28 protein-coding genes and 1 pseudogene are annotated in these 22,939 nt (G+C 66.8%); 18 read left to right on the top strand and 11 right to left on the bottom strand.

The genetic code is table 11. The features are described from left to right. The first annotated feature begins 26 nt into the window (after positions 1–26). A complete protein-coding gene (locus OG884_RS12765) occupies positions 27–638 on the top strand; it encodes an ABC transporter permease (protein WP_326645302.1) in 612 nt (203 codons plus the stop codon). A 276-nt stretch (positions 639–914) separates the two neighbouring features. On the opposite strand, the gene OG884_RS12760 is transcribed toward OG884_RS12765, so the two are convergent. Further along, positions 915–1,214: a hypothetical protein gene (locus OG884_RS12760; protein ID WP_326647134.1), complete on the bottom strand. Its 300-nt coding sequence runs from the start codon at positions 1,212–1,214 to the stop codon at positions 915–917. Here OG884_RS12760 and OG884_RS12755 point away from each other — a divergent pair. Further along, positions 1,108–1,566: a polymorphic toxin-type HINT domain-containing protein gene (locus OG884_RS12755; protein WP_326646912.1), complete on the top strand. Its 459-nt coding sequence runs from the start codon at positions 1,108–1,110 to the stop codon at positions 1,564–1,566. The two genes, OG884_RS12760 and OG884_RS12755, sit on opposite strands and share 107 nt — an antisense overlap. Here the strand turns inward: OG884_RS12755 and OG884_RS12750 are convergent. Continuing rightward, entirely contained in the window at positions 1,541–1,933 is a 393-nt protein-coding gene (locus OG884_RS12750; RefSeq protein ID WP_326645300.1) for a VOC family protein, read from the bottom strand. The genes OG884_RS12755 and OG884_RS12750 overlap by 26 nt on opposite strands. Before the next feature lie 298 nt (positions 1,934–2,231). On the opposite strand from OG884_RS12750, the gene OG884_RS12745 reads away from it, so the two are divergent. Together OG884_RS12745 and OG884_RS37490 are read left to right on the top strand one after the other, a co-directional pair. Further along, positions 2,232–2,987 carry an SDR family oxidoreductase gene (locus OG884_RS12745; protein ID WP_326645299.1) on the top strand — a complete coding sequence of 252 codons (756 nt, stop codon included), beginning with the start codon at positions 2,232–2,234 and terminating at the stop codon, positions 2,985–2,987. 83 nt (positions 2,988–3,070) lie between these two features. Continuing rightward, positions 3,071–3,373: a hypothetical protein gene (locus tag OG884_RS37490; RefSeq protein WP_442811674.1), complete on the top strand. Its 303-nt coding sequence runs from the start codon at positions 3,071–3,073 to the stop codon at positions 3,371–3,373. 24 nt (positions 3,374–3,397) lie between these two features. On the opposite strand, the gene OG884_RS12735 is transcribed toward OG884_RS37490, so the two are convergent. Together OG884_RS12735 and OG884_RS12730 are read right to left on the bottom strand one after the other, a co-directional pair. Next, a complete protein-coding gene (locus tag OG884_RS12735; RefSeq protein WP_326645297.1) occupies positions 3,398–3,862 on the bottom strand; it encodes a helix-turn-helix transcriptional regulator in 465 nt (154 codons plus the stop codon). 83 nt (positions 3,863–3,945) lie between these two features. After that, positions 3,946–4,356, bottom strand: coding sequence for a VOC family protein (locus OG884_RS12730; protein WP_326645295.1), 411 nt, complete (start codon positions 4,354–4,356; stop codon positions 3,946–3,948). A gap of 198 nt (positions 4,357–4,554) precedes the next feature. On the opposite strand from OG884_RS12730, the gene OG884_RS12725 reads away from it, so the two are divergent. The 5 genes from OG884_RS12725 to OG884_RS12705 all read left to right on the top strand — a co-directional run bounded on the left by OG884_RS12725 (position 4,555) and on the right by OG884_RS12705 (position 9,250). After that, entirely contained in the window at positions 4,555–5,742 is a 1,188-nt protein-coding gene (locus OG884_RS12725; RefSeq protein ID WP_326645293.1) for a sensor histidine kinase, read from the top strand. A 51-nt stretch (positions 5,743–5,793) separates the two neighbouring features. Beyond that, positions 5,794–6,456, top strand: a complete 663-nt coding sequence (locus tag OG884_RS12720; protein ID WP_326645291.1) for a response regulator transcription factor — start codon at positions 5,794–5,796, stop codon at positions 6,454–6,456. Positions 6,457–6,534: 78 nt separating this feature from the next. Continuing rightward, complete coding sequence (locus tag OG884_RS12715; protein WP_326645290.1) at positions 6,535–8,067, top strand: serine hydrolase domain-containing protein; 1,533 nt, start codon at positions 6,535–6,537, stop codon at positions 8,065–8,067. Between the two features lie 57 nt (positions 8,068–8,124). Then, positions 8,125–8,370: a hypothetical protein gene (locus OG884_RS12710; protein ID WP_326645289.1), complete on the top strand. Its 246-nt coding sequence runs from the start codon at positions 8,125–8,127 to the stop codon at positions 8,368–8,370. 124 nt (positions 8,371–8,494) lie between these two features. After that, positions 8,495–9,250, top strand: a complete 756-nt coding sequence (locus OG884_RS12705; RefSeq protein ID WP_326645288.1) for an FkbM family methyltransferase — start codon at positions 8,495–8,497, stop codon at positions 9,248–9,250. On the opposite strand, the gene OG884_RS12700 is transcribed toward OG884_RS12705, so the two are convergent. From OG884_RS12700 to OG884_RS12690, 3 genes are all read right to left on the bottom strand, one after another. Further along, positions 9,251–10,141 (bottom strand): phosphotransferase enzyme family protein, encoded by an 891-nt coding sequence (locus tag OG884_RS12700; RefSeq protein ID WP_326645286.1) that lies wholly within the window; start codon positions 10,139–10,141, stop codon positions 9,251–9,253. Next, on the bottom strand, positions 10,138–10,602 hold the full coding sequence (locus OG884_RS12695; protein ID WP_326645284.1) for a hypothetical protein: 465 nt from the start codon (positions 10,600–10,602) through the stop codon (positions 10,138–10,140). The genes OG884_RS12700 and OG884_RS12695 overlap by 4 nt, the downstream gene beginning before the upstream one ends. A 75-nt stretch (positions 10,603–10,677) precedes the next feature. Next, a complete protein-coding gene (locus OG884_RS12690) occupies positions 10,678–10,851 on the bottom strand; it encodes a hypothetical protein (RefSeq protein ID WP_326645282.1) in 174 nt (57 codons plus the stop codon). Between the two features lie 858 nt (positions 10,852–11,709). Here OG884_RS12690 and OG884_RS12685 point away from each other — a divergent pair. Continuing rightward, positions 11,710–12,159, top strand: coding sequence for a hypothetical protein (locus tag OG884_RS12685; protein ID WP_326645279.1), 450 nt, complete (start codon positions 11,710–11,712; stop codon positions 12,157–12,159). Here the strand turns inward: OG884_RS12685 and OG884_RS12680 are convergent. Then, positions 12,144–13,321 (bottom strand): IS3 family transposase gene (locus OG884_RS12680; protein WP_442811673.1). Its coding sequence is split into 2 segments (ribosomal slippage): positions 12,144–13,063 and positions 13,063–13,321, totalling 1,179 coding nucleotides; the frame shifts between segments, so codons are not numbered across the junction. The two genes, OG884_RS12685 and OG884_RS12680, sit on opposite strands and share 16 nt — an antisense overlap. A 54-nt stretch (positions 13,322–13,375) precedes the next feature. On the opposite strand from OG884_RS12680, the gene OG884_RS12675 reads away from it, so the two are divergent. From OG884_RS12675 to OG884_RS12655, 6 genes and pseudogenes are all read left to right on the top strand, one after another. Next, positions 13,376–13,645: a Scr1 family TA system antitoxin-like transcriptional regulator gene (locus tag OG884_RS12675; protein WP_326646911.1), complete on the top strand. Its 270-nt coding sequence runs from the start codon at positions 13,376–13,378 to the stop codon at positions 13,643–13,645. Positions 13,646–13,769: 124 nt separating this feature from the next. Next, positions 13,770–14,108, top strand: coding sequence for a hypothetical protein (locus OG884_RS12670; protein ID WP_326645276.1), 339 nt, complete (start codon positions 13,770–13,772; stop codon positions 14,106–14,108). A gap of 237 nt (positions 14,109–14,345) precedes the next feature. Continuing rightward, a complete protein-coding gene (locus tag OG884_RS12665; protein WP_326645274.1) occupies positions 14,346–15,200 on the top strand; it encodes a hypothetical protein in 855 nt (284 codons plus the stop codon). After that, positions 15,197–16,330: an ATP-grasp peptide maturase system methyltransferase gene (tgmC, locus tag OG884_RS12660; RefSeq protein ID WP_326645273.1), complete on the top strand. Its 1,134-nt coding sequence runs from the start codon at positions 15,197–15,199 to the stop codon at positions 16,328–16,330. Before OG884_RS12665 ends, tgmC begins: the two co-directional genes overlap by 4 nt. A gap of 138 nt (positions 16,331–16,468) precedes the next feature. Then, a pseudogene (locus OG884_RS37485) lies at positions 16,469–16,618 on the top strand (transposase); the annotation flags it as partial. Then, the gene (locus OG884_RS12655) at positions 16,611–16,733 is read left to right on the top strand and encodes a hypothetical protein (RefSeq protein ID WP_326645271.1); all 123 of its coding nucleotides are present in this window, start codon (positions 16,611–16,613) and stop codon (positions 16,731–16,733) included. The pseudogene OG884_RS37485 and the gene OG884_RS12655, both read left to right, overlap by 8 nt. Positions 16,734–16,837: 104 nt before the next feature. Here the strand turns inward: OG884_RS12655 and OG884_RS12650 are convergent, their stop codons facing one another. Then, positions 16,838–17,452, bottom strand: a complete 615-nt coding sequence (locus OG884_RS12650) for an ATP-binding protein (RefSeq protein WP_326645270.1) — start codon at positions 17,450–17,452, stop codon at positions 16,838–16,840. Continuing rightward, the gene (locus OG884_RS12645; protein WP_326645268.1) at positions 17,409–17,813 is read right to left on the bottom strand and encodes a hypothetical protein; all 405 of its coding nucleotides are present in this window, start codon (positions 17,811–17,813) and stop codon (positions 17,409–17,411) included. Before OG884_RS12645 ends, OG884_RS12650 begins: the two co-directional genes overlap by 44 nt. 724 nt (positions 17,814–18,537) lie before the next feature. Between OG884_RS12645 and OG884_RS12640 the strand changes: the two genes are divergently transcribed. Continuing rightward, positions 18,538–19,395: a helix-turn-helix domain-containing protein gene (locus tag OG884_RS12640; protein WP_326645266.1), complete on the top strand. Its 858-nt coding sequence runs from the start codon at positions 18,538–18,540 to the stop codon at positions 19,393–19,395. 77 nt (positions 19,396–19,472) lie between these two features. Further along, positions 19,473–19,604 (top strand): DUF397 domain-containing protein, encoded by a 132-nt coding sequence (locus OG884_RS37480; protein ID WP_442811723.1) that lies wholly within the window; start codon positions 19,473–19,475, stop codon positions 19,602–19,604. Between the two features lie 201 nt (positions 19,605–19,805). Here OG884_RS37480 and OG884_RS12630 read toward each other — a convergent pair whose 3' ends face one another. Continuing rightward, positions 19,806–22,892, bottom strand: a complete 3,087-nt coding sequence (locus tag OG884_RS12630) for a DUF3427 domain-containing protein (RefSeq protein WP_326645261.1) — start codon at positions 22,890–22,892, stop codon at positions 19,806–19,808. Positions 22,893–22,939: the final 47 nt, after the last annotated feature.

The following is a 22,939-nucleotide window of genomic DNA, read 5'->3' as shown; positions in this document are numbered from 1 at the left end:
TCCTAGATCCCTCGGAGGTCTCCACCATGAACGCCACCACCCGCATCACGCCGGCTCCCGCCACCACGACCCCCGCCACCGCGACCCCCACCACGGGCGAGGTCGACAACCGCTCCGCCTACCTCAGCTTCACGCTGGCCTACCTGCTCGGACACGGTGGGGCCGCGCTCTCCAAGGGCGCCGACCCGCTGCTCTCCCTGCCCGGCTGGCTGCCCATCACACTGCTCGGCGCCGGCATCGTGACCGGCGTGATCCAGAGCATGAGCGCGAGCATCCGCGCCCAGCGCGGCGCCGGCAAGTCCGAAGCGCTCGCCGGCCAGCTGGCCGGCTTCTCCTGGGTCACCGGCTTCGTCGCCCTGTTCCTGGCCATCACCGGCCTGACCACCGCCTACGACACACCCGAACTGCAAAGCGTGCTCTGGGCCGCCGGCTCCGTCCTCGTGGTCGGCCTGATCTACCTCGCCGAGGGCGCCGTGCACCGCAACATGCTGCACTACGGCCTGGGCACCTGGCTCGCCCTGATCGCGGCCGCCTCCCTCTTCCTCGACGCGCCCGGCCTTTATGCGGTGCTGGCCATCGCGGGCGGCGGCGGCTACGCCGTGGCCGCGGTCCTGGAACGCCGTCGCCTGGCCCTCTAGAGCCCGCAAGCCCAGTGGTGACCGACAACGGGCATCATCAACGATGATCTTGCCCCGCTGGAGCGGTGCCCACAACCGGCCGGCATCGACCGGCATCGACCGGCCCCCCGGGCACCGCAAGCGTCCTCGGCAACGACAGCGCGGCGTAGTGACCCGCCGCCCTCCCCACACACAGACCGTGACCCTGCACACAAGGCCACACCGTTGAGTCCCGCCGGACCTCAACGGTGTGGCCTTGCGCGTACTGCACGCGAACACGTGTCGATCACGCCGAGGTCAGCGCGGAGGCATCGCGTGCTCGTCGAGCCGGCCGCCGTACGAAGTCGACGCGAGGTGTCCGCCCTCCTTCGGCCTCGGTGTATCCAGCACCGAGGCCGCGACGAGAGCCCCGCCGGCCGGCTGGCCCAGCTTTCGGCCGCCGCGCACATCCTCGACCGGGCGGCCCAGGGCGACTACGCCACCCTCGCCGATCCCACGGGCTGCGCCCACCGAAAAACCCATCGAACAGATCAAGGTCGGCGACAAGGTCATCGCCACCGACCCCGAGACCGGCGCCACAACGGCGAAACCCGTCATCGCACTCATCACCAGCCAGGGCGCCAAGAACCTCGTGCAGATCACCGTCGACACCGACGGCGACAAGGGCACCGCCACCGGCATGGTCATCACGACCGACCAGCACCCCTTCTGGGTCAGCGAGCAACGAGACTGGGTACAGGCTACTCAGCTCAAGCCTGAGGCCTGGGTTCGGACCAGTGCTGGAACCCAACTCCAGGCCGTGGAGGTCGCGAAGTGGACCACTGGCCACCAGCGTGTCCACAATCTTACGGTCAGCGACTTCCACACCTACTATGTGGCAACAGGGGAGAGGACGGTCGCCACCGGGGCCGGGGCGGTCGTGCTCAGGACGGCCGCTGGTCGCGCCTGAGCGGGTGGTCATCGGGGACCTCGACGAGGACGACGGATGTCCCGTCGGGGTCCTCGACCCACATCTCGACGAGCCCCCACGGCTCCTGCCGCGGCTCCCGGGTCACCTGGACTCCCAGGGCGGCCAGCCGTTCGTGCTCGGCCCGGACATCGCGGACCTGGAGCCATATTCCGACCGCCTGGCCGGACGCGCCCTCGGAGCGCCCGGAGACCTCCAGGAATCCCTGGCCGAGGAAGAACACCACCCCCGGATCGTCGGGCGGCCCGAACTCGCGGTAGACCGCGAGGCCCAGCACGTCGCGGTAGAACCGGCGGCTGCGGTCGGGGTCGGCGGGGCGGAGGAGAATCCGGCTGCTGAGGACTTCCATGCCCCGGATCGTGCCCGCGCCCGAGGAATCCATGGGTGCCGCGGGTTTTCCACGCCGGAGCGCTTCACAGGGGTACGGCGGTTTCGCCCGGTTGAGGGGGTGGTGGTGCTGCCCCTCCCGGCTCGCGTCATGGATCCGCCTTACCGAAAGGCGGGACAGCGTCGCGGTTTGTGACACCTCGGCGCCGGGGATCCGCAATCCGAGGAATCTCGCCGGAGCTGTCACAGGCCAGAGGGCCGCCCCGTCCCAGCCGGCGACCGGGTGGCAACGGATGCCCCAGAGGACAGGAAGGCTTGTCATGAAGATCGTGGTAATCGGCGGCACCGGCCTGATCGGGTCGAAGCTCGTGACGAAACTCGGCGAGCACGGCCACGAGGCGGTGGCGGCATCACCGCGCACCGGCGTCAACACCCTCACCGGCGAAGGACTCGCCGAGGCGCTGGCCGGGGCGCAGGTGGTGATCGACGTGTCGAACTCCCCGTCCTTCGAGGACGCCGCGGTACTGGAGTTCTTCGAGACCTCCACCCGCAACCTGCTCGCCGCGGAGGCGTCGGCAGGCGTCGGCCACCACGTCGCGCTGTCGGTGGTGGGGACTGAGCGGCTGCCCGAGAGCGGCTACTTCCGGGCGAAGATCGCGCAGGAGAAGCTGATCGAGGACTCCTCGATCCCGTACTCGATCGTGCACGCGACGCAGTTCTTCGAGTTCGCCCGGAGCATCGCCGACGCGGCCACCGACGGCGGCACGGTTCGGATGGCACCCGTGCTCTTCCAGCCCATCGCGGGTGACGAGGTCGCCCAGGTGGTCGGCAGGGTCTCGGTGGGGTCGCCGTTGAACGGGAGGGTCGAGGTCGCCGGGCCCGAGCGGTTCCGGATGGACGAGTTCTTCACCGAGGCCCTGGCCGCCTGGGAGGATCCGCGTGAGGTGGTCACCGACCCGCACGCGCGCTACTTCGGAGCCGAGCTGGGCGAGGGGACCCTGGTGCCGGACGGCGACGCGATTCTCGGCGGGACCCGGTACGGTGACTGGCCGGGCCGGACCACGACCGGGAGGTAGCGCGTCCCTCTGTGCCGGACCACGACCGGGAGGTAGCGCGTCCCTCTGTGCCGGATCGCGACCGGGAGGTAGCGCGTCCCTCTGTGCCGGATCGCGTCCGGGAGGTCCCGCTCCGTCTCACCGTCACGGTGCCGTGCGAACCCGGCAAGCCGATGCTCACCGTCACGGTGCCGTGCGAACCTGGCAAGCCGATGCTCACCGTCACGGTGCCGTGCGAACCCGGCAAGCCGATGCTCACCGTGGTGGACGGCGAACCCGTCCGGGTCGGTGAAAGGCCCGGCATCGCCACCGATCATGAGCCGGTGCGATCCGGTGCCGTCGGGAGAGACGCCGACGTCCTTGGCAAGGGCACGGCGCCTGCACGGGGTCGGCCACGTCGAGGGTGACGGATTCGATGGATGCCATGGCCGTCACGCTGGTTGCGGCTCGATGACCGGCGCTTCCTGATTCCTGACCGGTCTTGTCACCTGTTTCGCCACACACGGCGGCATCCCCGCCGCAACGCCCGCCGCGCGGCGCCGGTAGACGCTGGGCGGCATGCCGACCAGCTCGGTGAAGCGGGTGCTGAAGGTGCCCAGCGATGAGCAGCCGACCGCGAAGCAGACCTCGGTGACGCTGAGGTCGCCATGACGCAGCAGCGCCGCCGCGCGCTCGATGCGACGCGTCATCAGGTACGCGTACGGCGACTCGCCGTAGGCCAGCCGGAACTGGCGGCTGAGGTGCCCGGCGGACATGTTCACGCCGCGGGCGAGCGCCTCGACGTTCAGCGGCTGCGCGTACTCCCGGTCGATCCGGTCGCGGACACGGCGCAGTCGCGCGAGGTCGCCCAGGCGCTGCGCCTCGGCGCGTGCGCGCCCCCACGAGGGGTGACACATGAGAGAACTCCTTTTCGTCGATGTCCGCGAGCACCCAGGTCGCATGCCGAGGTAGGCGGCGAGGTGTCCGATGACCGGACGGCTCAGCGAAGCTCCTGGATGCGGACCATGTTGCCCGCGGGATCGCGGAAGGCGCAGTCGCGGATGCCGTACGGCTGCTCGGTCGGCTCCTGGACGACCTCGGCGCCGCCGGTCTGCACCTTCCCGAAAGTGCCGTCGAGGTCCCGGGTGGCCAGCAGGATCCAGCCGTAGGTGCCCTTGGCCATCATCTCGGCGATGGTGCGGCGCTCGTCCTCGGTGAGCCCGGGGTCGGCGGTCGGCGGCGCCAGGAGAATGGACGTGCTGGGCTGGCCGACGGGGCCGACCGTGATCCAGCGCATCTTGCCCTGTCCGACATCGTTGCGGACCTCGAAGCCGAGGACGTCGCGGTAGAAGGCAAGGGACGCGTCCGGGTCGTCATGCGGGAGGAAGCTCGTGTGAATGGTGATGTCCATGACGACCAGGCTAGGTGCGGCTCCGTGACCTGCGCTTCTCGATTCCTGATCGATTCCTGACCGATCCGGTCATCTGTTTCGCCACGTACGGTCGCATTCTCGCCGCCGCGCGTACCGCCTGGCACCGCTGCTGGCTATCCTGTGGCACGTCGAGCCAGGCACGGCTCCCCACCACGAGCCCACCGGAAGGCGACGACCGTGACAGCCTCCCAGCGCCGGAGCACATGGCCGGCGACGACGGTGGTGGCGCACGTGGTCCTGGCTCTCCTGACGGCGATCATCCTGGTGGGCGTCCGGCACCTCGGCGCGGACCTGTGGCAGATCTTCGCCGCGGCGGGTGCTGCCGTCCTGCTCCATGTGGGAGCGGTGGTGGCCCATCGACGGCCGTGGGTGGGGTACGCGATCGGCGCGCTGGCAATGCTCGTCCTGGTGACGACGCCCTCCCTGGGTTGGTCACCGACCATGCTGCCCTCGGCTGCGTGCTTCCCCCTGACGTTGTGGCGGCTGACCAGCCGGGTCTCGGTCAGGTCCTCGGTGGTTGCGTTGGCCGTCGCCGCACTCGGGATCGTCCTCACCGAGCTGGTGGCGTGGGCCCGGCTGCTCCCTGACATCCCTGGGTGGACCCGCCTGGTCGAGGGCGGGCTGCTGATGCTCGTGGTCGGCGGTGTGTGGCTTGCGGCCCTGCTGGTACGCCGCAGGCACGAGGCCGGCCGACGAGCCGAGAGCGAACGACTGGCCGCGGCGGTCGCGGACGCACGGGCCGGCATCCGCCGCGACCTGCACGACGTGATCGCCCACACGGTCACCGTCATGGTCGCGCGGATCGATGCCACGGCGGTGACGACGGCGGATCCGGCGACCCGCCGCGAACTCGGCGACATCGCCGAGGCCGGCCGGGACGCCCACCAAGGTCTGCGAGCGATGCTGGCCACCTTGGGCCCGGCCACCGTGGCGCCGCGCGCCGATTCCCGGCCCAGACAGGTCCCGATCTCGCTCGATGCCCTCCCTGACCTCGTGGCCTCGGCGGCGAGCCCGCTCCATGCGGTGACGTTCGCGGAGGTGGGTGAGCGACGGCCACTGAGCCTGAGTGCCGAGGTCGCGGCGGTTCGTACCGTGCAGGAGGGCATCACCAACGCGCTGCGCCACCTCGAACCACCGGTCGAGGTGACCGTTCGCCTGCGCTGGACCCCGGCCGAGGTGGTGGTGGAGGTGCGCGACGACGGCGGCAAGGCGCTTCGCGACGTCGGCAGCCCGGGGACCGGCTTGATGGGGATCGAGGAACGTGTGCGTACCGCCGGCGGCACCCTGTCGATCGACGACGGGGACGACGGGTGGGTGCTGCAGACGCGGCTCCCCACGAAGGAGGGGAATGACCGAACGAAGTGAGGGAATCAGCAAGCACAGCACCTTGGTCATGAGGCCGACGAAGGAGGTCTCGTGACCGGGATCCGTGTCATGCTCGTCGACGATCAGGAGCTGTTGCGGGCCTCGCTCCGTACGGTGCTGTCGGCCGACGAGCGCATCGAGGTCACCCACGACGTCGCGAACGGCAGCGACGCGATCGAGGTCGTCCGGCGGCACCGCCTGGACGTGGTACTGATGGACATCCGCATGCCGCGCATGGACGGGGTCGCCGCCACGGCGGAGATCGTCAGGATCGCACCGGCGGCCCGGGTGCTCATGCTGACGACCTTCGATGATGACGAACTGGTCGTGGCCGCCATCCGGGCCGGCGCGAGCGGCTACCTGACCAAGGACGTCCGGCCCGCCGCCCTGGCCCAGGCCGTGTGTGACGTCGCCTCCGGGACGTCGGCGCTGGCCCCGGGGGTGGCCGCGACGATCCTCGATCTCGTACGGCAGGTGCCGATGCGGAGGACGGCAGCCCTGGACGGCCTCACCCCACGCGAGGTCGAGATCTTCGGCCTGCTCGCCCGCGGCAGGTCCAACAGCGAGATCTGCGCGGAACTGGTGCTGAGCGAGAACACGGTGAAGTCGCACGTCCGGGCCGTCCTGCAGAAACTGAACCTGCGCGACCGCGTGCACGCGGTGATCCACGCGTACGAGAACGGGCTTGTGGGTCGCAACGATCTGCCTGACTGAGATTCCATCCTGCCGGGTGGTGCCGTCTCACCCCTTGGGGTGATGTCGGCCGGTGACGCCCGGCCTAGGTTCGACGTCGTGCATTTCCTACGTCTGCGCTTTCCTCGGGTGACCTCCCTCCTCGTCCTCGGCGGTGTGCTCGTCGCCGTGCTGCTCGGCTGGACGGCACCGGCCCATGCCACCGGCGAACGGCTGGTCGACGACTACCGCTCCGTCTACGGCACGCCGGGTGTCGCGGCGGCCGTGATCGACGGGTCGTCGGTCGAGACGATCGTCCGCGGCCGGGACGGGGACGGCAACGCGGTGACGGCTCGGACACGGTTCCGGATCGCGTCGATGAGCAAGTCGATGACGGCGGCGGCGATCATGCTGCTGGTCGATCGTGACCGCGTCTCCCTGGACGACCCGGTCGTCAAGATCCTGCCCGACTTCAGGATGGCCGATCCGCGCTTCACCGGGATCACCGTGCGCCAGATCCTCAGCCACACCTCGGGGCTGTCGAACAGCACGAACAACGAGTACGTGTTCCCGCCTTCGCGCAGCGCGCAGGAAATCGTGGCCGGGCTGGCCGACAAGACCCTGGCCGCCGATCCGGGCACCCGCTCGGAGTACCACAACACCAACTACTCGATCGCGGCGAGGATCGTCGAGGTGGTGTCGGGGAAGTCCTTCGACGCCTTCCTCCACACCGAGCTGTTCACGCCGCTGGGCATGACCGGCACCGGCTCGACGCTGGGGTGTTCCGATCGTGCCGAGGGCCTGCCGTCCGGGTACGAGGTCGTTCTCGGGGTCGCCGTCGCGGCACCGGAGATGCCGGGGTTCTGCGTCGGCAACGGCGGGGTGATCTCGACTCTGGACGACATGGTGCGGTGGCTGAGGTTCAACCAGGGAAGCCTCGGTGCGGACCTGCTGAGTGCCGGCTCCCTGGCCGAGTCGCACACCGTCCAGCCGAAGGCCGGCGACTACGCCCTCGGCTGGCAGTCCCGCCCCGTCGCAGCAGACGCCCCGCCGTCGGTGATCGGCCACGGCGGAACACTGGCGACGTGGACCGGGGACATGGTCTTCTCGCCCAAGACCGGTGTGGCCGCCCTCGTCCTCACCAACAGCGGCGGCGACCCCAGCCTGCTCTCGACCAACCTTCTCGCCGAACGGATCGGGGCACCGGCAACGCCGATGAGCAACCCGCTCACCGTCGTGAACGCGGTCCTGCTCGGGCTCACGGTGGGGATGGTCGCACTGCTGGTCACCGCGGTTGTCCGAGCGCGCCGCTGGGCCTCGCGACGCCGCGCGGCGCGCCGGCCGAGGCTGGTTCTGCGGCTCGTGCCCCTTGCCCTGGTGACGGTGCTGGGCGCGGTGCTGCCGACGCTGATCTGGGGGGCGTTCAGCTTCCAGTACTGGATCGTCACCGCCTGGCTGCTGCCGCTGCTGGCGCTCTTCTGCCTCTCCTGCTGCGTGCTCGGGGCGGTCGCGCTCGGCCGTCGCCTCTGGTGCTTCCGCCGCTTCGTGGGCCAGGGCGAGGATGTCGGGCAGCTCGGCGACAAGCCGGGCCAGATCGCCGGTGTCGAAGCCGGCGCGGGCCCGTGCCAGGCGAGAGGTGATCTGCGCGGGTAGCGGAGGGCTGGAGGTTGCCGGCAGCACGGCCAGCGCGTCATCGAGTCTGGACAGCAGATGAGCGGGGACAGCGAGTCCGGCGGCGGACAGCAGGGTGCGGCGGCGCATCGGGTCTTTCTTTGCGAGCTGGCCCATCGTTGCAGCCACCGTAGCCGCCGGAGCGATCAGCGCGCTGAGGACGTGGCCAGGCACTCCGGCCGCGTCAGTGACGCCACGCAGCACGTGAAGGTCGACCACTGGCGCCGCTACCTGGCTAAGCCTGACTTCTACCTGCGCTACGCGCTGGACCGCGGCGCCGACTGATCCTGTTTGCGGTCGGCGTCCTGGAGGACGGGGTTCCTGCCTGTCACGACCGATAAAGGCTGGTCAGATCTGTGGTCGTCGATGGTGGCTGTACGGCAGGCCGACCGGGGGTTTACATCGGGGGATGGGCCATGGCGACGAGCGGTTCCGGCTGGTGGCGTACGGGCAGAATGCCGAGGACGTGGTGTTGGTGCGGGCGTTCGCCGATCGTCGGGCGGGGTTCTTTGTGGATGTCGGAGCGGGGGATCCGGTTCGCGGGTCACTGACGAAGAACCTGGTCGATCGGCTGGGCTGGCGGGGCGTGAACGTCGAGCCGCTGCCCGAGCGGTTCGAGCGGCTGCGGCGGCAGCGGCCGGAGGATGTGAACCTGCGGGTCGCTGTGGACACCGAGCCGGGTACGGCGACCTTCTACCGGATCCTGCCCGAGGGCAGCCCCGAGGACATGCTCGGGTTGAGCACCTTGGAGTCGGCGATCGCCGCAGAACATGTTCGAGGCGGCGCCGACGTGGCGGAGCTGGAGGTCACCGTGGTGACCCTGGAGTCGATCCTGGTCGCGTACGCGTCACCGGGGTTCGATCTGCTGAAGGTGGATGTGGAAGGGCGGGAGGCGGCGGTGCTGGCCTCGGCCGACCTGGGCTTCTGGCGTCCCCGGGTGGTGGTGGCCGAGGCGACCGTGCCGGGCTCACCCGAGCCGAGCCACCAGGACTGGGAGCCGGAACTGCTGGCGGCCGGATACGCGCTCGCGCTGTTCGACGGGCTGAACCGCTTCTACGCGCGAGACGACGAACCCGAGCTGCTCACCCGCCTGTCGGTACCGGCGAATGTGTGGGATCGGTGGATCCCGTGGGCATGTGCCCAGCGCGCGGGGCTGAACCTCTGATCACGGCGCCGAGGCCAGAGGCAGCAGGCCGGGGGCGTTCGCGGACAGCCAGGCCGCGAGCCACTGGGAGTCCTCGACGCTGCCCTCCACCTGGGTGTCGATCAACCTGCGCAGGATCATCAGCGGCAGTACGGCATCGAGGGCCTCCTGGTCGACCGCGTCGGTGCCGTACCCCTCCAGCAGCCGGCGCGGCTGAGCGCCGCGCGGCAGGTCGACGGCCAGGCACCAGGCGAGATCGAGCATGGGCGGCCCCACCTCCACCGCGCCGGGATTCAGGACGGCCAGCAGATCGTCCCCCTCGAAGAGGGCGTTGTGTCCCACCGCGACATCCCCGTGAATGGCCACCATCGGCTGTCCCGCGCATGCCTGGTCGAACAGCCGGGAGATGGCCGGATAGTCGCGGGCCGCGAGGTTGCGCGCGGAGCCGAGCAGCACCCCGAGAGCACCAGGCTCGTCCAGGCGCAGCCCACCCTGGTCCGCGGCACCGTGCCAGCGGCGAAGCTGCTCGCCCAGGCCGCGTTGCTGAGCGGGGGTCGGACGTTCGCCGGGTGAGCCGCCGACCCTTTCCAGGACGAGCCACCATCGAGGTCCGGACGGGGTCCGCACGGTGCCCGCGTCCAGCAGGGCCGGAAACTTGAGCCCCGCGGCCTTACGCATCGACTCCATCCGCAGCGCGGTGCCAAGGCGTTCGTGCAGGCGGTGCTGGACCTTGACGGCCGTCCGGCGACCGTAGACCACCGTGGCCCCCGGATCGTACGGACCGGCCACACCGTCGAACGCCGCACTCTTGAGCGCCACGTTGCGCGCCTTGGCGATCTCGGCCTCCGGTACGCGGCAGGTCGGGATGAGCCCCCGTTTGTCACCGACATCAAGCGGGCCGCAGACCTTCATGACCCGCCTCCCGCTCGCAGCCGATGGAGCGGTTGTATCCACCGCTCCCGTGTCGTTTCAGGAAGATCCAACCACCTTATCCGGGTGAAGTCGTGCAGTTCCGGCTGCCCGGTCCAGAGCGCGGTGACCGCCGCCCACACGGGCAGGAAAGCCTCCTCGGCTCCGGTCGTCTCCGCGAGGCGGACCGTGACTGCCAGGGCCTGCCCGTCCTGGCCTCGCGCGATGAGCTGCAGGACCTCGACCACGTCGATGGGCAGCAGCTCGGCGGAGGCGCCGACGGCCTCGAAGGTCCGGCGAGCCTCGCCGAGCAGGCGGGTGGCGACGGCCCACTCTCCCCGCATGGCGCGGGCCATCGACTCCGCCATGTCGCACTGGGCCAGCCCCACGACCTCCCCGACCGACTGGTTGAGCTCACGAGCCTCCGGAACCGTCCGAAGGGTCAGCTTCGCATCGAACCACATGGAGGCAAGAGCCCGGTGGCGCGCGGCCCGCGCCGCCCAGAGCGGCGCGTCCGCCCGCCGCGCCTCGGCCAGGACCTAGGTGAACAGCTCCGCCGCCTCCTGGAACCGGGCGTTGTGCAGGTACACGTGGCCCATCAGGTCACCGGCGCCGATCCGTTCCAGCCTCGTCCCGGCCGACCTTCTCTCGATCTGCCGTACGACCTCTGGGTAACGACTGCGCCGGATGTACTCCTCCCGATCGGTGAACACCCGATTCGCGGTGAAAGGCACCTCGGGTCCGAATGCAAAGAATTGGTCAAGGTCCACTCGGGCAGAGGATCACCCGATGGCCGGGAAAGTAAAGCTGACCTGGGGTTTCGGCACTCCCCAAAACCGGGACAGGAGTTGTCGCGATTGCTTCCTGCAGGGTGGGGCGGCGCTACCTCTCCAGGATCGCGCGGTCACACCGGTCTTTTAACGGCTTCCGGTTCAAGAGAGGCGAGTTCTTCGTTGGTTGGCCAGCATGCGGCGGACCATGCCGTACAGCCAGAGCAGCGCCCGCTCACCCTCGGGCACGTCGCTGATACGACGCCGGTTTCGGAGATGACGTTGGCCGTGTCGTCGGGGGGAGTAGGTACAGCGGGTGGCGTACTGATGTATCGCAGACCTTGATCCGCTAGAGGTCGTGCCGCCGAGCAACTCGGCCACGCCTAAGCCCTCGTTCGCCTGGCTGGCCCGTATGCGCTGGAGCGTCTGGCCCAGGCCCATCCTGACTACCGCCCGATGATCGTCGATGTGATCCGGGCCGCCAAATAGCGGGGTTTCGGTATTTCATGTGAGGTAAGTCACATTCAGGGATTTGCGGGTTCTCGCCCGGTCGGTTCGCGTTCACGAATGTGATCTTTACCAGGCTTAACAAGGTCTCGGAGTTGTGGCATTGCGGCGGATCATTGCCCCGAGTAACTGGTAAGACACTTTCCTGTGTATTGACCATTCTTGTCATCTCGATCAACCTCCACGGTGATCGTCCTTTTATTCGCTCTTTATCTGCTCTCTGACGAATGAGGCCCCTCTCCCGGGGTCTGCGTCAGCGTGCCTGCGGAAGGGTTCGGGATGCGGGTTCGGCGCGTGCGAGTTCGGCTGATTGCCCTGGTGATCGGGGTTGTGATGGCGGTCCTGATCTCCGGGGTGGGAGTTCCCGAACGCCTGGTTCAACCAGCGGCCGCAGCCGTTCCCGCATCGAATCCCGAGCCGTCGGTGGATGGACGTGCCGTACCGAAACCCAAGCTCGGCAAGGGTGCGGAGGAAAGCGCGCCCGTAGTGAAGCGAAAGGATCCGGTGTGGCCCAAGCCGGGCAGCGCCGAGGTGGAGGTGAAATCCACTCTGGTGCGGGCCGGTGAGTTGCCGGTCCGGGTGGGCGCGGTGAACTCCGGCGCCGAGGTCGGCACGGTGAAGGTGGAGACGCTGCCGGTCGAGGCGGTGCGCAAGCTGGGCGGAGTGGGGGTGGCAGCCCGGATTGAGGGGCTGAGATCATTCCGGACAGCGGAATCTGCGGCTGCGAACTACGCAACCGACTGAAGCGCTGTGTACTCGTCGAGGACTTCGAACGGTGTCCGGTAACCAACGGATGAATGAAGTCGGCGCCGATTGTAGAAGCCCTCGATATAACGGATCACGGCCCGGCGAGCCTTCGCCCGGCTGGTGAAAACGTACCGTTTCAGCCATTCATTCTTCAATGCCGAAAAGAACGATTCGGCCATGGCATTATCGTAACATATGTCGGTACGGCCAACGGACCTCCGGATATCCAGCCTCTTCAGCACGGTGCCGAATTCATCGGACGTGTAGTTCGACCCTCTATCGGAGTGGAAGATCGCGTCCTTTTCGATGGTGAAGGTCTGTACCGCGTTCTCGATCGCCTCGGTGATCAACTCGGTGCGGTAGTGATCGGCCATCGCCCACCCCACCACGGCCTTGCTGTAGCAGTCGATCACCGTGGCCAGGTAGCAAAACCCCTCCCAGGTCGGAATGTACGTGATGTCGCCCACCAGCTTGACGCCGGGCCGGACGGCGGTGAAATCGCGTCTGACCAGGTCGGGAATGCCCCGGAAAGCACCCTGCTCGGTGAGCTTCGGCGTGAAGGGCCGCACCTGCGCCGGCAGCAGGCCCAGCTCGCGCATCAACACCCGCACCAACTCAGCCGAACAGCGCTCACCGCGGCGCAGCAACTCGGCGTGGACGCGCCGGTAGCCGTACACCTCCTCGTGCTCGTAGAAGATGCCCGCGATCAGGTCCTGGAGCAGGTCGCGACGCTGCGCGGTCGCCGAGGCGGGCCGGTCGCGCCACTCGTAATACCCCGAGCGGGACACCTCCAGCCAGTCGCACATTTTCACAATCCTATGGTTGGCCTTCTCCGCGTCGATCAACTCGAACTTCGCGGTCACCGATTGTTCTCGGCCGCGAAGAAGGCCGCGGCTTTTTTTAGGAAGGAAAGCTTCTCGCGGAGTTCGGAGTTTTCTCGCTCGAGTTCGCGCAGCCGGGCGCGCTCGGGGCCGCTGAGGGAGTGCGGTTCTTCTTCCGCGCGCGTTCGCTTGTAGGTGTTCACCCAATTGCCGAGCGTGGTGTCGTGGACGCCGAACTCTCTGGCGACCTCGGCGATCGTACGGGGGCCGTCGAGGACCATGCGCACAGCTTCGTCCTTGAACTCCTGGCTGAACCTACGCCTGGAACCTTTCGGCATGTTTCTATCTCCTTCGGACTGTTACCACCCTAGCGAGCGGCCTGTCCGGAATCTCTGGAGCACCTCACCGTCATGACACTGCCCTCGATGTCCTTCGGCGTGATCCCCTCCACGATTACCCGAGCCATGCACGTAGCCCATAACTTCTCGATCTTCGACAACGTTCAAGTCAGCGTGGAGCTTGTCAGCGCGGCCGTCACGGTCACAGCGCCAGGGGAGATTGCCCGTTACGAGCGAGAGTTCGGGCGGCTGGCCGACATGGCTGTCCACGGAGGGGAGGCTCGTGAATTGATCAGAAAAGCGCTTGCCGCGCACCAGCGATAGGAAGTTGCGTGCCACACTTGGCCACACTCGTTGAGCCCTGGAAACAGCCACTCCTACCCTCTGGGTTATGGCATCCGGACGGACAGTGACAGAGGCCCATACCGGGGGGCGTGGGAACGACGAGGTGACCGACGCAACAGCGGAGAAGCACGACGCGGCGTTGGCCGTCGTGCAGCGGTTGTTGAAGGTTCAGGGCGTTCATTCCTACGCCGTTCACACGATCGCCCTGAAGCCGGCCGAGAACGGCAAGCCGTGGCCACTGAGTCAGCGTACGCGCTACGCCCCCGAGCTGGTCGTCCATGGTGAGGCGGGATGGCTCACGGCCTCGGTGAGCATAGGCACGCGCTCCGGCTGTTACCTGGTGTCCCTGCGCAACGGTCCCGGCCTTCAGACCGTCAGGCGTGAGCAGCCTGAGAAGGTGGTGAACCTGGTCCTCGGGGCCCAGCCCGGAGGGCGGGCATGAGGGGTGCCGAGGCGACACAACTCCGCTTGGCCGGGCGCCGGCCACCCAGCTCATCGTCCAGGTCCATGGCCTCCGGCCAGCACCCCACCTGGCGAACCAGGGCTGAGAGCGGATCGCAGGATAGTGATTGTCTTCTTACGAAGAACCATGTTCATCGAAGCAGTGTGGACACATCTCTCATTGAAGGAGGAAAGATGACGGCAGGCGTTCCTTCCCGCTGATATCGGCCCCGATCTGGTGTTCAGCGCCCACATCGGCGATCCCCAACCGCAGTGGATCGGCCGGCTCCGCTCACCGGGTCGTGAGATCGCGCTGGAAGAGGTCGGGGCGGTGTACTACCGCCGCCCCACCCCGTTCCCCGGCGGATTCGCTCACCTGCCCGACGAGGAGGGGGAATTCGCCGCTGCCGAGGCTCGGCATGGACTCGGCGGCATCCTCAACAACCTGCGCGCGACATACGTCAATCACCCGGCGGCGAACACCCGCGCCGACTTCAAGCCCGCCCAACTCCGCATGGCCGCCCAGCTCGGACTGGCCATCCCGACAACCTTGATCACCAATGACGTGGTGCAGGCGCGTAAGTTCGCCGCCGAGCACGGCCCGATCATCTACAAGTCGTTCCGGGGCGCTCCGCGCGGCCCGGACGGTTACGTCGCCGCGATATGGACGCAGCGCGTCATCGAGCAAGAGCTTGATGACTCGGTGTCGGTGACCGCCCACCTGTTTCAAAAGGAGGTGCCCAAGACCGCTGACGCCAGGGTCACCGTGATCGGTCGAGCCGTGTTCGCGAGCAGGATCACCACACCCGACGGCGCGCTCGACTGGCGCAACGGCGACTGGGACGAACTGGTCCACGACCCCATCGACGTACCCGAGCCGATCAGGAACGCCCTGTATGCCTATCTGGGCCATTTCGGACTGGTATTCGGCTGTTTCGACTTCGCCCTCGGAGCGGGCGACGGGAGCGGACAGAGCCCGGACACCTGGACGTTCATCGAGTGCAACCCCAACGGGCAGTGGGGCTGGCTGCCTGACTCATCCGCGATGGCGGACGCCTTCGCCGATGTACTCCTGAAAGGATGGTGGCCATGAGCGACAGCGTTGTGGCCGCGAAGCTCCGTCTCGCACTGGCGGATCAGGTCGGTTCCCCCGGCTGGCGGCAGGCGCTGGAGGCGGTGCCCCGCGAGTTGTTCCTGGGAGAGGCCGTCTACCGGTACGAACCCGGTCGCGGCTGGGTTCCGGTACATCGGTCGGAGATGAGTGCCGAAGACTGGCTTGCCCTCGCCTACACCGACGAGACATGGGTGACCCAGCTCAACGGGGTTCTCGCCGAGGACGCGACCGAGCCGGTGCTGATCTCGCGACCCACCTCGTCGTCCACCTTTCCGGGGCTGATCGTGCTGATGCTCGAAGCGGCCGGGATCAGCGAAGGTGACACGGTTCTGGAGATCGGCACCGGGACCGGCTACTCCTCGGCCCTGATGTGTCATCGGCTTGGGGACAAGGCCGTGACCTCCATCGAATACGACCCTGTGCTCGCCGACCGCGCGGAAACCGCCATCACTCGGGCCGGGTACGCACCTCACCTCGCGGTGGGGGACGGACTTCAGGGGTACGACGCCAACGCCCCCTACGATCGGCTCATCGCCACCTGCGCGGTGCGCACGATCCCGCTCATGTGGCTGTGGCAGGTCCGCGCAGGAGGGACGATCACCACCCCCATGCGGGGATGGACGGATGGCGTCGCGTTCGCGCATCTCCGGGTCGCCGAAGACGGCTCCGCGAGCGGTTTTTTCCTTAAAGACGATGTGTACTTCATGACCGCTCGGCCTCACCTGCCGCCTCCACAGCCGTCCCTGGTGATGGGCCGCGGAGCCGTAAGCGAGGGCAGGGTCGATCCGTTGATCCTGAAGGACGACACGGCCCTGTGGGTCGCCCAGCTCGCCGTCCCCCAGGCGCAGCACGCATGGGCCGAGGACATCCTGACGCTGTTCGACTCCGGTACCGGGTCGCAGGCCGATGTCCGGCCGAACTCCGATGGTGGGTGGACGGTGCGTCAGCACGGGCCGATCAAGCTGTGGGACGAAGCCGAAGAGGCCGTCCTGACCTGGATGGGCGCCGACTCTCCGCACCAGTCCGGGTTCGGGCTCACCGTCACCAAGGACCGCCAGTATGTCTGGCTGGGCGAACCCGATGGGCCGAGCTGGGACCTGCCCGCCTAGTAAGACCTGGTTGCCTCGGGTAGGAGACGGTATGTCACCTTCTTTGGGGGTGAGGGAAGACAACCCCTCAAGAACTCGAGGCCGTACGGGCGCGACTGGAGACGTTCGCCGCTGGGGTGTTCTCCTGTTTCGCCCATACTGGTCACCGACACGGCGTCCTGTCCGGTGAACCGGCGGCTGTTCGTGCCCGGGCAGTGGGACCCGGCCTCGCCGCGGGCAGAGGATCCGGCCGCGGTGGCGGCGCGCAGGTGCCGCTGCCGGATCCCCGAGGACGTCGGTCATGTGCCCATCCGGCTCCCAGCACGTCGTGGCCGAGCTGACCCCGCTGCGTGACCGGCTCGGCCGTCACTGGCCCACTCAGCCGAAAGTCCGTGAATTCCACGAGGCGCTCATCACCGGGTAGGCCGCCGCAGCCGGTGTTCATCCGCCGAACGGAAACCATGTAGCTCCGTTGGTTGAGGGCGTGGCGGCGCTGCTCCTCCAGGCTCGCGCCGCCACGCCGGTCTGTCAGGTGAGTTCGAACCAGATGACGGTTCCGGTGGGGTCGCGGTGGAAGCCCCAGCGGGTGGCGAGTTCGTTGACGAGCAGGAGTCCTCGGCCGCCGGTGGCGTTGGGTTGGGGGTTTCTGGCGCAGGGGATCTGTGTGGAGCCGGGGTCTTGGACGGTGACGATGACGCCGTGGGGGGTGAAGGCCACCGTGACGACGAACTCCCGTGGCCGGTCGCCCGGTGTGGTGTCCGCGGTTCCGGCGCCTGAGGTTCCGGTGTCGGTCGCTCTGGTGTCGGTGGGTTCGGTGTCTGCCGGTTTGGTGTCGGTCGGCCTGGTGGAGTGTTCGACGGCGTTGGTGGCCAGCTCGCTGGCCAGGAGCATGGCGTCGTCGCGGAGTGGGTGGTCGTCGCCGAGGATCTCGGCGACGAAGTTCCGTGCGGGCCTGACCTGGTCGGGGGTGGCTGGGAACCGCTGGGAGATGACGGGGGTGTGGTTCGGCGTCGTCGACCAGCCGAGTATCCGGCCCAGGTACGGCGACCACATCGCGGCGGCCGGTCCGTTGGTGTCGCCGGTTGTCATCCGGAATCGGCTAGCGAGCACGCCGACGAGTACGGACAGGAGTCGCGCGGCCATCCCGGTCACCTCCCTTGCTCGTGATCTTGGTGCTCTGGCCGCCTCCGGCGACCCTGATGTCCCTGACGGCCGTTCGGTGGTCGGTGCCGGCCAGGGGGTGTGGTGGCTGGTCGTGCTGTTCGGGGTGGGGGTGGAAGTCCTCGATGTGTTGCATCTGTGCGGCCAGTTCGGCGGGGGTGTCGGCCTCGATCAGGCCGATGTGCTGCCGACACCGGGCGGGGGAGAGGGCCCACCACTGTTCGGTGGCCTTGCCGTACCAGAGGCACCAGGCGGGAAAGCGGAGCGTCAGCGTGCGCAGCGCCTGGGGGTCTTCGCCGGGTTCGTGCCGGAGGCTGTCGGTCTTGATGGAGGAGGTGCTCACGCCGTCGCCCCCTTCCGGTACGACTCGCGCCTGCCGGGCCGTACCCCTGGCGGCGATTCGCGCCCGTACGGTGGTGGGGCCGGTCGCGAGTGGCGTCCCCGGCTGATGGGAGAACCCGCGAGGGGATGGCTCGGCGGGCGCGGGGCCACGGTGGTCGGCGCGGGAGGGGCGGGCAGCCGGCCGCAGAGCCCGAGGCGGCGCCGGGCCATCATGCGGGTACGGACCTGGGCCGGGGTGGGCTGCTCCCACAGGTGATCGGGCCGATGCGGCAGGCTGGCGGCGTCGTGCGCGTACGGGGGGTGGCCGCACCAGCGGCACCCGAGAGGCGAGGGCGGTTGTTCGGCATGCCAGCGAACCCGGATGATCTTTGGGGTTCTACTAGGGTTGAGCACAGTTCGCACCTCCGATGTGCGGGCGAGGTTCTGCCAGGCGACGCCATTCGCCTGGCAGAACCGTTTTCTTCAGCGTCCTTGGCCTGCTGGTAGCGCCACCGGACTAGCTGAGCTCATAACGGCCCATTCGGGCACTAGCTCCGAGAGCTCTCTAAGAGTTCAAAAGGTGCACTGGGCAATAGTCACACCTTCATCACTCTCGGTGATGGATACTCTTCACATGGTGACGGTTGGCCGCAGAATTTTCAAGGCCAAGATTTCATCGACGATATTGTCTGGTTTCGGTAGTTAAATTGCGTGATTCGCTCATTTAAGGCGTGAAGAGAGGCCCAATGATCGGCAGCCCAACTGTCAAACGACGGCGTCTGAGCGCCGAGCTCATCCGGCTACGCGAGCAAGCCGGTCTCACGCATGATGAGGTCGCCAAGCGCTTGGAATGGTCGCGCGGCCGCCTCACTCACATGGAACAAAACAAGTGGGTTCTGCCTGATATCGGTAATGTTCGCATGCTGCTGGACCTCTACGGCGTTGTTGATGCTGCCGTGCGTGAGGCGATACTCGATCTCGCCAGGCAGTCCCGCGAAAGAGGCTGGTGGGCCAAGTACAAGGACGTGTTCGGCGGCAGCCTTCCCGGCTTCGAGGCGGAAGCGACCCAGATCCGCACGGTCGAGCTCGTGACCATCCCTGGTTTGCTGCAGACAGCCGCCTATGCCACGGCAGTCTTCCAAGCAGGACAGGTCCTCGATCAGGCTGCTGTTCGGCGGCGGGTCGAGGCACGCCTGGCCCGGCAAGCGATCCTTACCCGCGACAACCCACCCCAGCTCTGGGCCGTCATCGACGAGGCGGCGCTGAGGAAGATGGTTGGCGGCCCCGAGGTCATGGCCGAACAACTCGCCCACCTTGTCAACATGGCGATACAACCCAATATCACTGTGCAAGTGCTGCCTGACTCGATCGGTGCGCATGCAGCGATGGGTAGCGGGTTCGTCGTCCTGGACTTCATGGGCGATCTGGATCCATCGATCGTCTATCTGGAGACGCCAACAGACAATCTCTTTCTGGAGCGGCCAGAGGAGGTTCAGGCGTATACGCTCATGTTTAATCGCGTGGTAGCGGCTGCTCTGACCGTCGAGCAGTCCGTAGGCCACGTGACTGCCCTGGTTGATCAACTAAAGCAGGAGGAGAGGTAACAACCGTGGACCGAATCACCCCTGTACTCACCTGGCGTAAGAGCAGCCAGAGCGCTCAGCAGGACAACTGCGTGGAGATGGCAGAGCTCCCCGACGGCGGCTGTGCCGTACGGGATAGTAAGGACCCGAACGGGCCAGTGCTGCGCTTCGCTAGCGGCGAATGGCGGATATTTATCAGCGGTATTAAAAGCGGATCCTTAGAGGTCTGATTAGCTAATCAATGGCTCAGCTGGATCCTCCATGGCAAGCGACCGACGTTGCCGGAGGTGTGTTCGAGGTTGTAGCGGTAGATCTCAATTCCGCCAATGAGACGACCATCTCATTGGCGGAAGAAAAATGCCGATAAATTAATTGCCCTGCTGCTCATGGAAGACGTCAGCGCCGGTCTTTACATGGTCAGAGATCCTGCGCTACCCCGCGATAGCAGCGCGACGGAACAAGTCGGCGGGCATCTCCTCATCGAGCTGCCAGGTCACGGCCATGGGTCTCTCCCCCTGGTGTTCCACGTACCGGGCGGTGCCGTGGAAGACGAACGGTTCGGGGTGGCGGTTCTCGTCCTCCTTGCGCTCCCGGGTGAACAGCAGCACGTGGCTGCCGTCTCGTTCGTGGTTCTGGTAGCGGAGTCCAGTGGCTGACTGCGTGCTCGTGCGGTGCTGGGACTCCCAGTGGAACAGGGTCGGGGTGAGTGCGAAGTCCCGGTACATGGTTTGTGGTGAGAACTCCTTCTCGTTCTTGTGCAAGGTGACGAAGAGCGCGTCGCACTGCGTGGCCGGGATCCATGCGACACCTTCGCGCATGGTTGACGTCATGGAGCCACCCAGATTCGCCCAGCCGAGAGCCGCGAGGATCTCGTCAGCCGAATACCGGGCGTTGACCGCAAGAGGCACCTGCCCCAGTGGTTCGGGCAGAGGTTTGGCAACGTACCTGGGACGCTCTGCGCCGTAGGCGATTACCTGCCGGATCTCCTCGCATAGCGCGGGCTCAGCGCGCAGCTGTGAGAGAGCCGCGTCGTAGGAGGTGAAGCCGCCGCCGTCGCGCCAGAAGGAGAAGAACAGCATGCGGGTGAAGGTCTGGTCGGTGGGGGAGCACTGACTATAGAACGGACCGTCGGGTCGCAACAGACGTGCATACGCCTCGGCTCGTCGCTGGTCGTCTACGTGAAGCAAAGCACGCACGCGACGGCCAAGCGCATCCTCCATGGGAGAGGCATCTTCCTTGATGAGCCCAGTACGGCGCAGCCGTGAAGTCCAGTAGCGTCGGTTGCGGTAGATGTCGTGGATATCGCGGCCGGTGGCTTCGAGGTAGTTAATAAGGGACATCTCTGCGAGGGAGCGGATCTCCTGGGTGAGTGTAGAGATGGTGGCGTTGAGTTGGACTTTGAGCTCGGCAATCAATCGGTCTTTGGTGACCCGGTCCAAGACGATCTGGCACCCCGACGGCAGCAGCGGGAAGTCCTTGTCCACCTGCTGCTTCAGACGTCCTCTGGCGAACCCGGTCAAGGCATGGAATCGGTTCCCGAACCTGTACTCCTTGCGGTGCTGCCCGACGAAGTCGAGGACGGTCAGCACGTCCTTATCGGGCGTACGGCGTAGTCCACGACCGAGTTGTTGGAGGAAGACCGTTGCGCTCTCGGTTGGCCGCAGTAGGAGCAGCGTGTTCACATCGGGGATGTCCAGACCCTCGTTGAACAGGTCTACGGCGAAAAGGAACGTGACTTTCCCATCGCGCAAGGCAGCCAGCGCCGCCCTGCGCTCGGCGGGGTCAGTCGATCCGTCGACGGCCAGCGACTTCAGGCCCGCCTTGGTGAAGAACTCGGCCATGAAGTGTGCATGCCGTACCGAGACGCAGAAACCCAAGCCGCGGACCGCTTGCAGGTCGCTGACCTTATCCAGCAGTGCGTTGAACACGAGTCGAGCCCGATCGCTGTCACCGGTAAGAACCTCGTCGAGTTCGCGACCGAGGTAGGCGCCGCGTGACCAGGTCACGCTGCTGAGGTCGGTCTCGTCGTTGATCCCAAAGTAGTGAAAAGGACAGAGCAGGCCGGCGTCTAGAGCGTCCCACAGGCGCAGTTCGGAAGTGATGTGCCGATCGAAGAACTCGTCTTGGACCCAGGTGCCATCGGCCCGCTCAGGGGTGGCGGTGAGGCCGAGTAGTTCCTTCGGCTTGAGGTGATCGATGATCCGCCGGTAAGTCACGGCAGAGGCGTGGTGGAACTCGTCGATAACCACGACGTCAAAATGGTCGGCGGCGAAGGTATCGATGCCACGTGAATTGAGGGACTGGACTGAGGCGAACACGTGCTGCCAGTGCCGGGACTGATCGTCGCCGACGTGCAGTTCGCCGAAGTCGGGAGCGGCTAGAACCTGCCGGTAGGTGCGCATAGCCTGCTGCAAGATCTCTTTGCGATGCGCGACGAATAGCAGAGAGGGACGCCGCCCCAATCGCTGTTGCAGATTGCGATAGTCGAAGGCAGCCACGACCGTCTTTCCGGTTCCGGTAGCCGCCACCAGCAGATTGCGGTGCCGGTCGTGCACAGTCCGCTCGACGTCGAGGTCCTCCAGCATCTCTTTCTGATGTGGGAAAGGATGAGGTACCAGCGCGGGGATGTCAAAGATCCGCTCGCCTGCCTTTGAGCGAGACAAAGCCTCGTCGAGCCGTTCGCTGTCAGTCTTTGGGTCGTACGGTTCGAACTGCTGTCTGTTCCAGTAAGAATCGAAGGTGCCCTCGAACTTGTCCAGCAGTCGCGGGGTAGTCACCGCAGATAGGCGGACATTCCATTCCAGGCCGTCCAGCAAGGCAGCGCGTGACAGGTTAGAACTGCCGATATAGGCCGTGTCGAAACCGGTACGGCGGCGCAACAGCCAAGCCTTGGCATGCAGGCGGGTTACATTCTGTTCGTAGCTGATCCGGACCTCGGCATCGAAATCACCTACGAGCCGATCCAGCGCCCGCCGCTCGGTCGCGCCCATGTAGGTGGTGGTGATGACACGTAGCGGGACGCCTCGGCGGCGCAACTCGGCAAGTGGCTTCTCTAGGATGCGCAGCCCGGACCATTTGACGAATGCGCACAGCAGGTCTACCCGATCGGCACTAGCCAGCTCAGCTGCTAGTTCATGTGCCAGGTTCGGGTCCTCCCTGGCATTGGTCAGTAGCGCCGCCTCCGACAATGAGGTCAACGGCCGATCAGGAAGGACCGCGCCGGGCACGTCCTTGACGACCGACAACAGCCTGTTCGGTCCGTTCTCGATGGACTCGGGCCCGGCCAGGCGCAGCAAAAGTCGATTCGCCAACTCCACCTGCTCGTCGGCGCTCTTGAGCGCGGTCATCGCTCGGGTTACCGCCTCCCCGACGAACCGGCCAAGCAGGTGAGCAACCTCTTCTTTGTCCACCTGGGATACTTCGACAAGGTGGCCCGATTCACGCCAAGAAACAATCTTTTGGGCGATTTGGTTGGTGATCAGGGAGTCGCGCAGGCCCAAAACGGGTGCCTCATCCATGACTGGCTCCTCCTATTCACCGCGTCCGGGAGGGAACCCTCCTTGGT

The organism is Streptosporangium sp. NBC_01755, assembly GCF_035917995.1.
Taxonomy (GTDB): domain Bacteria; phylum Actinomycetota; class Actinomycetes; order Streptosporangiales; family Streptosporangiaceae; genus Streptosporangium.
Note: the sequence above shows the minus strand (reverse complement) of the source record. Positions and strands in the feature narration are given on the sequence as shown.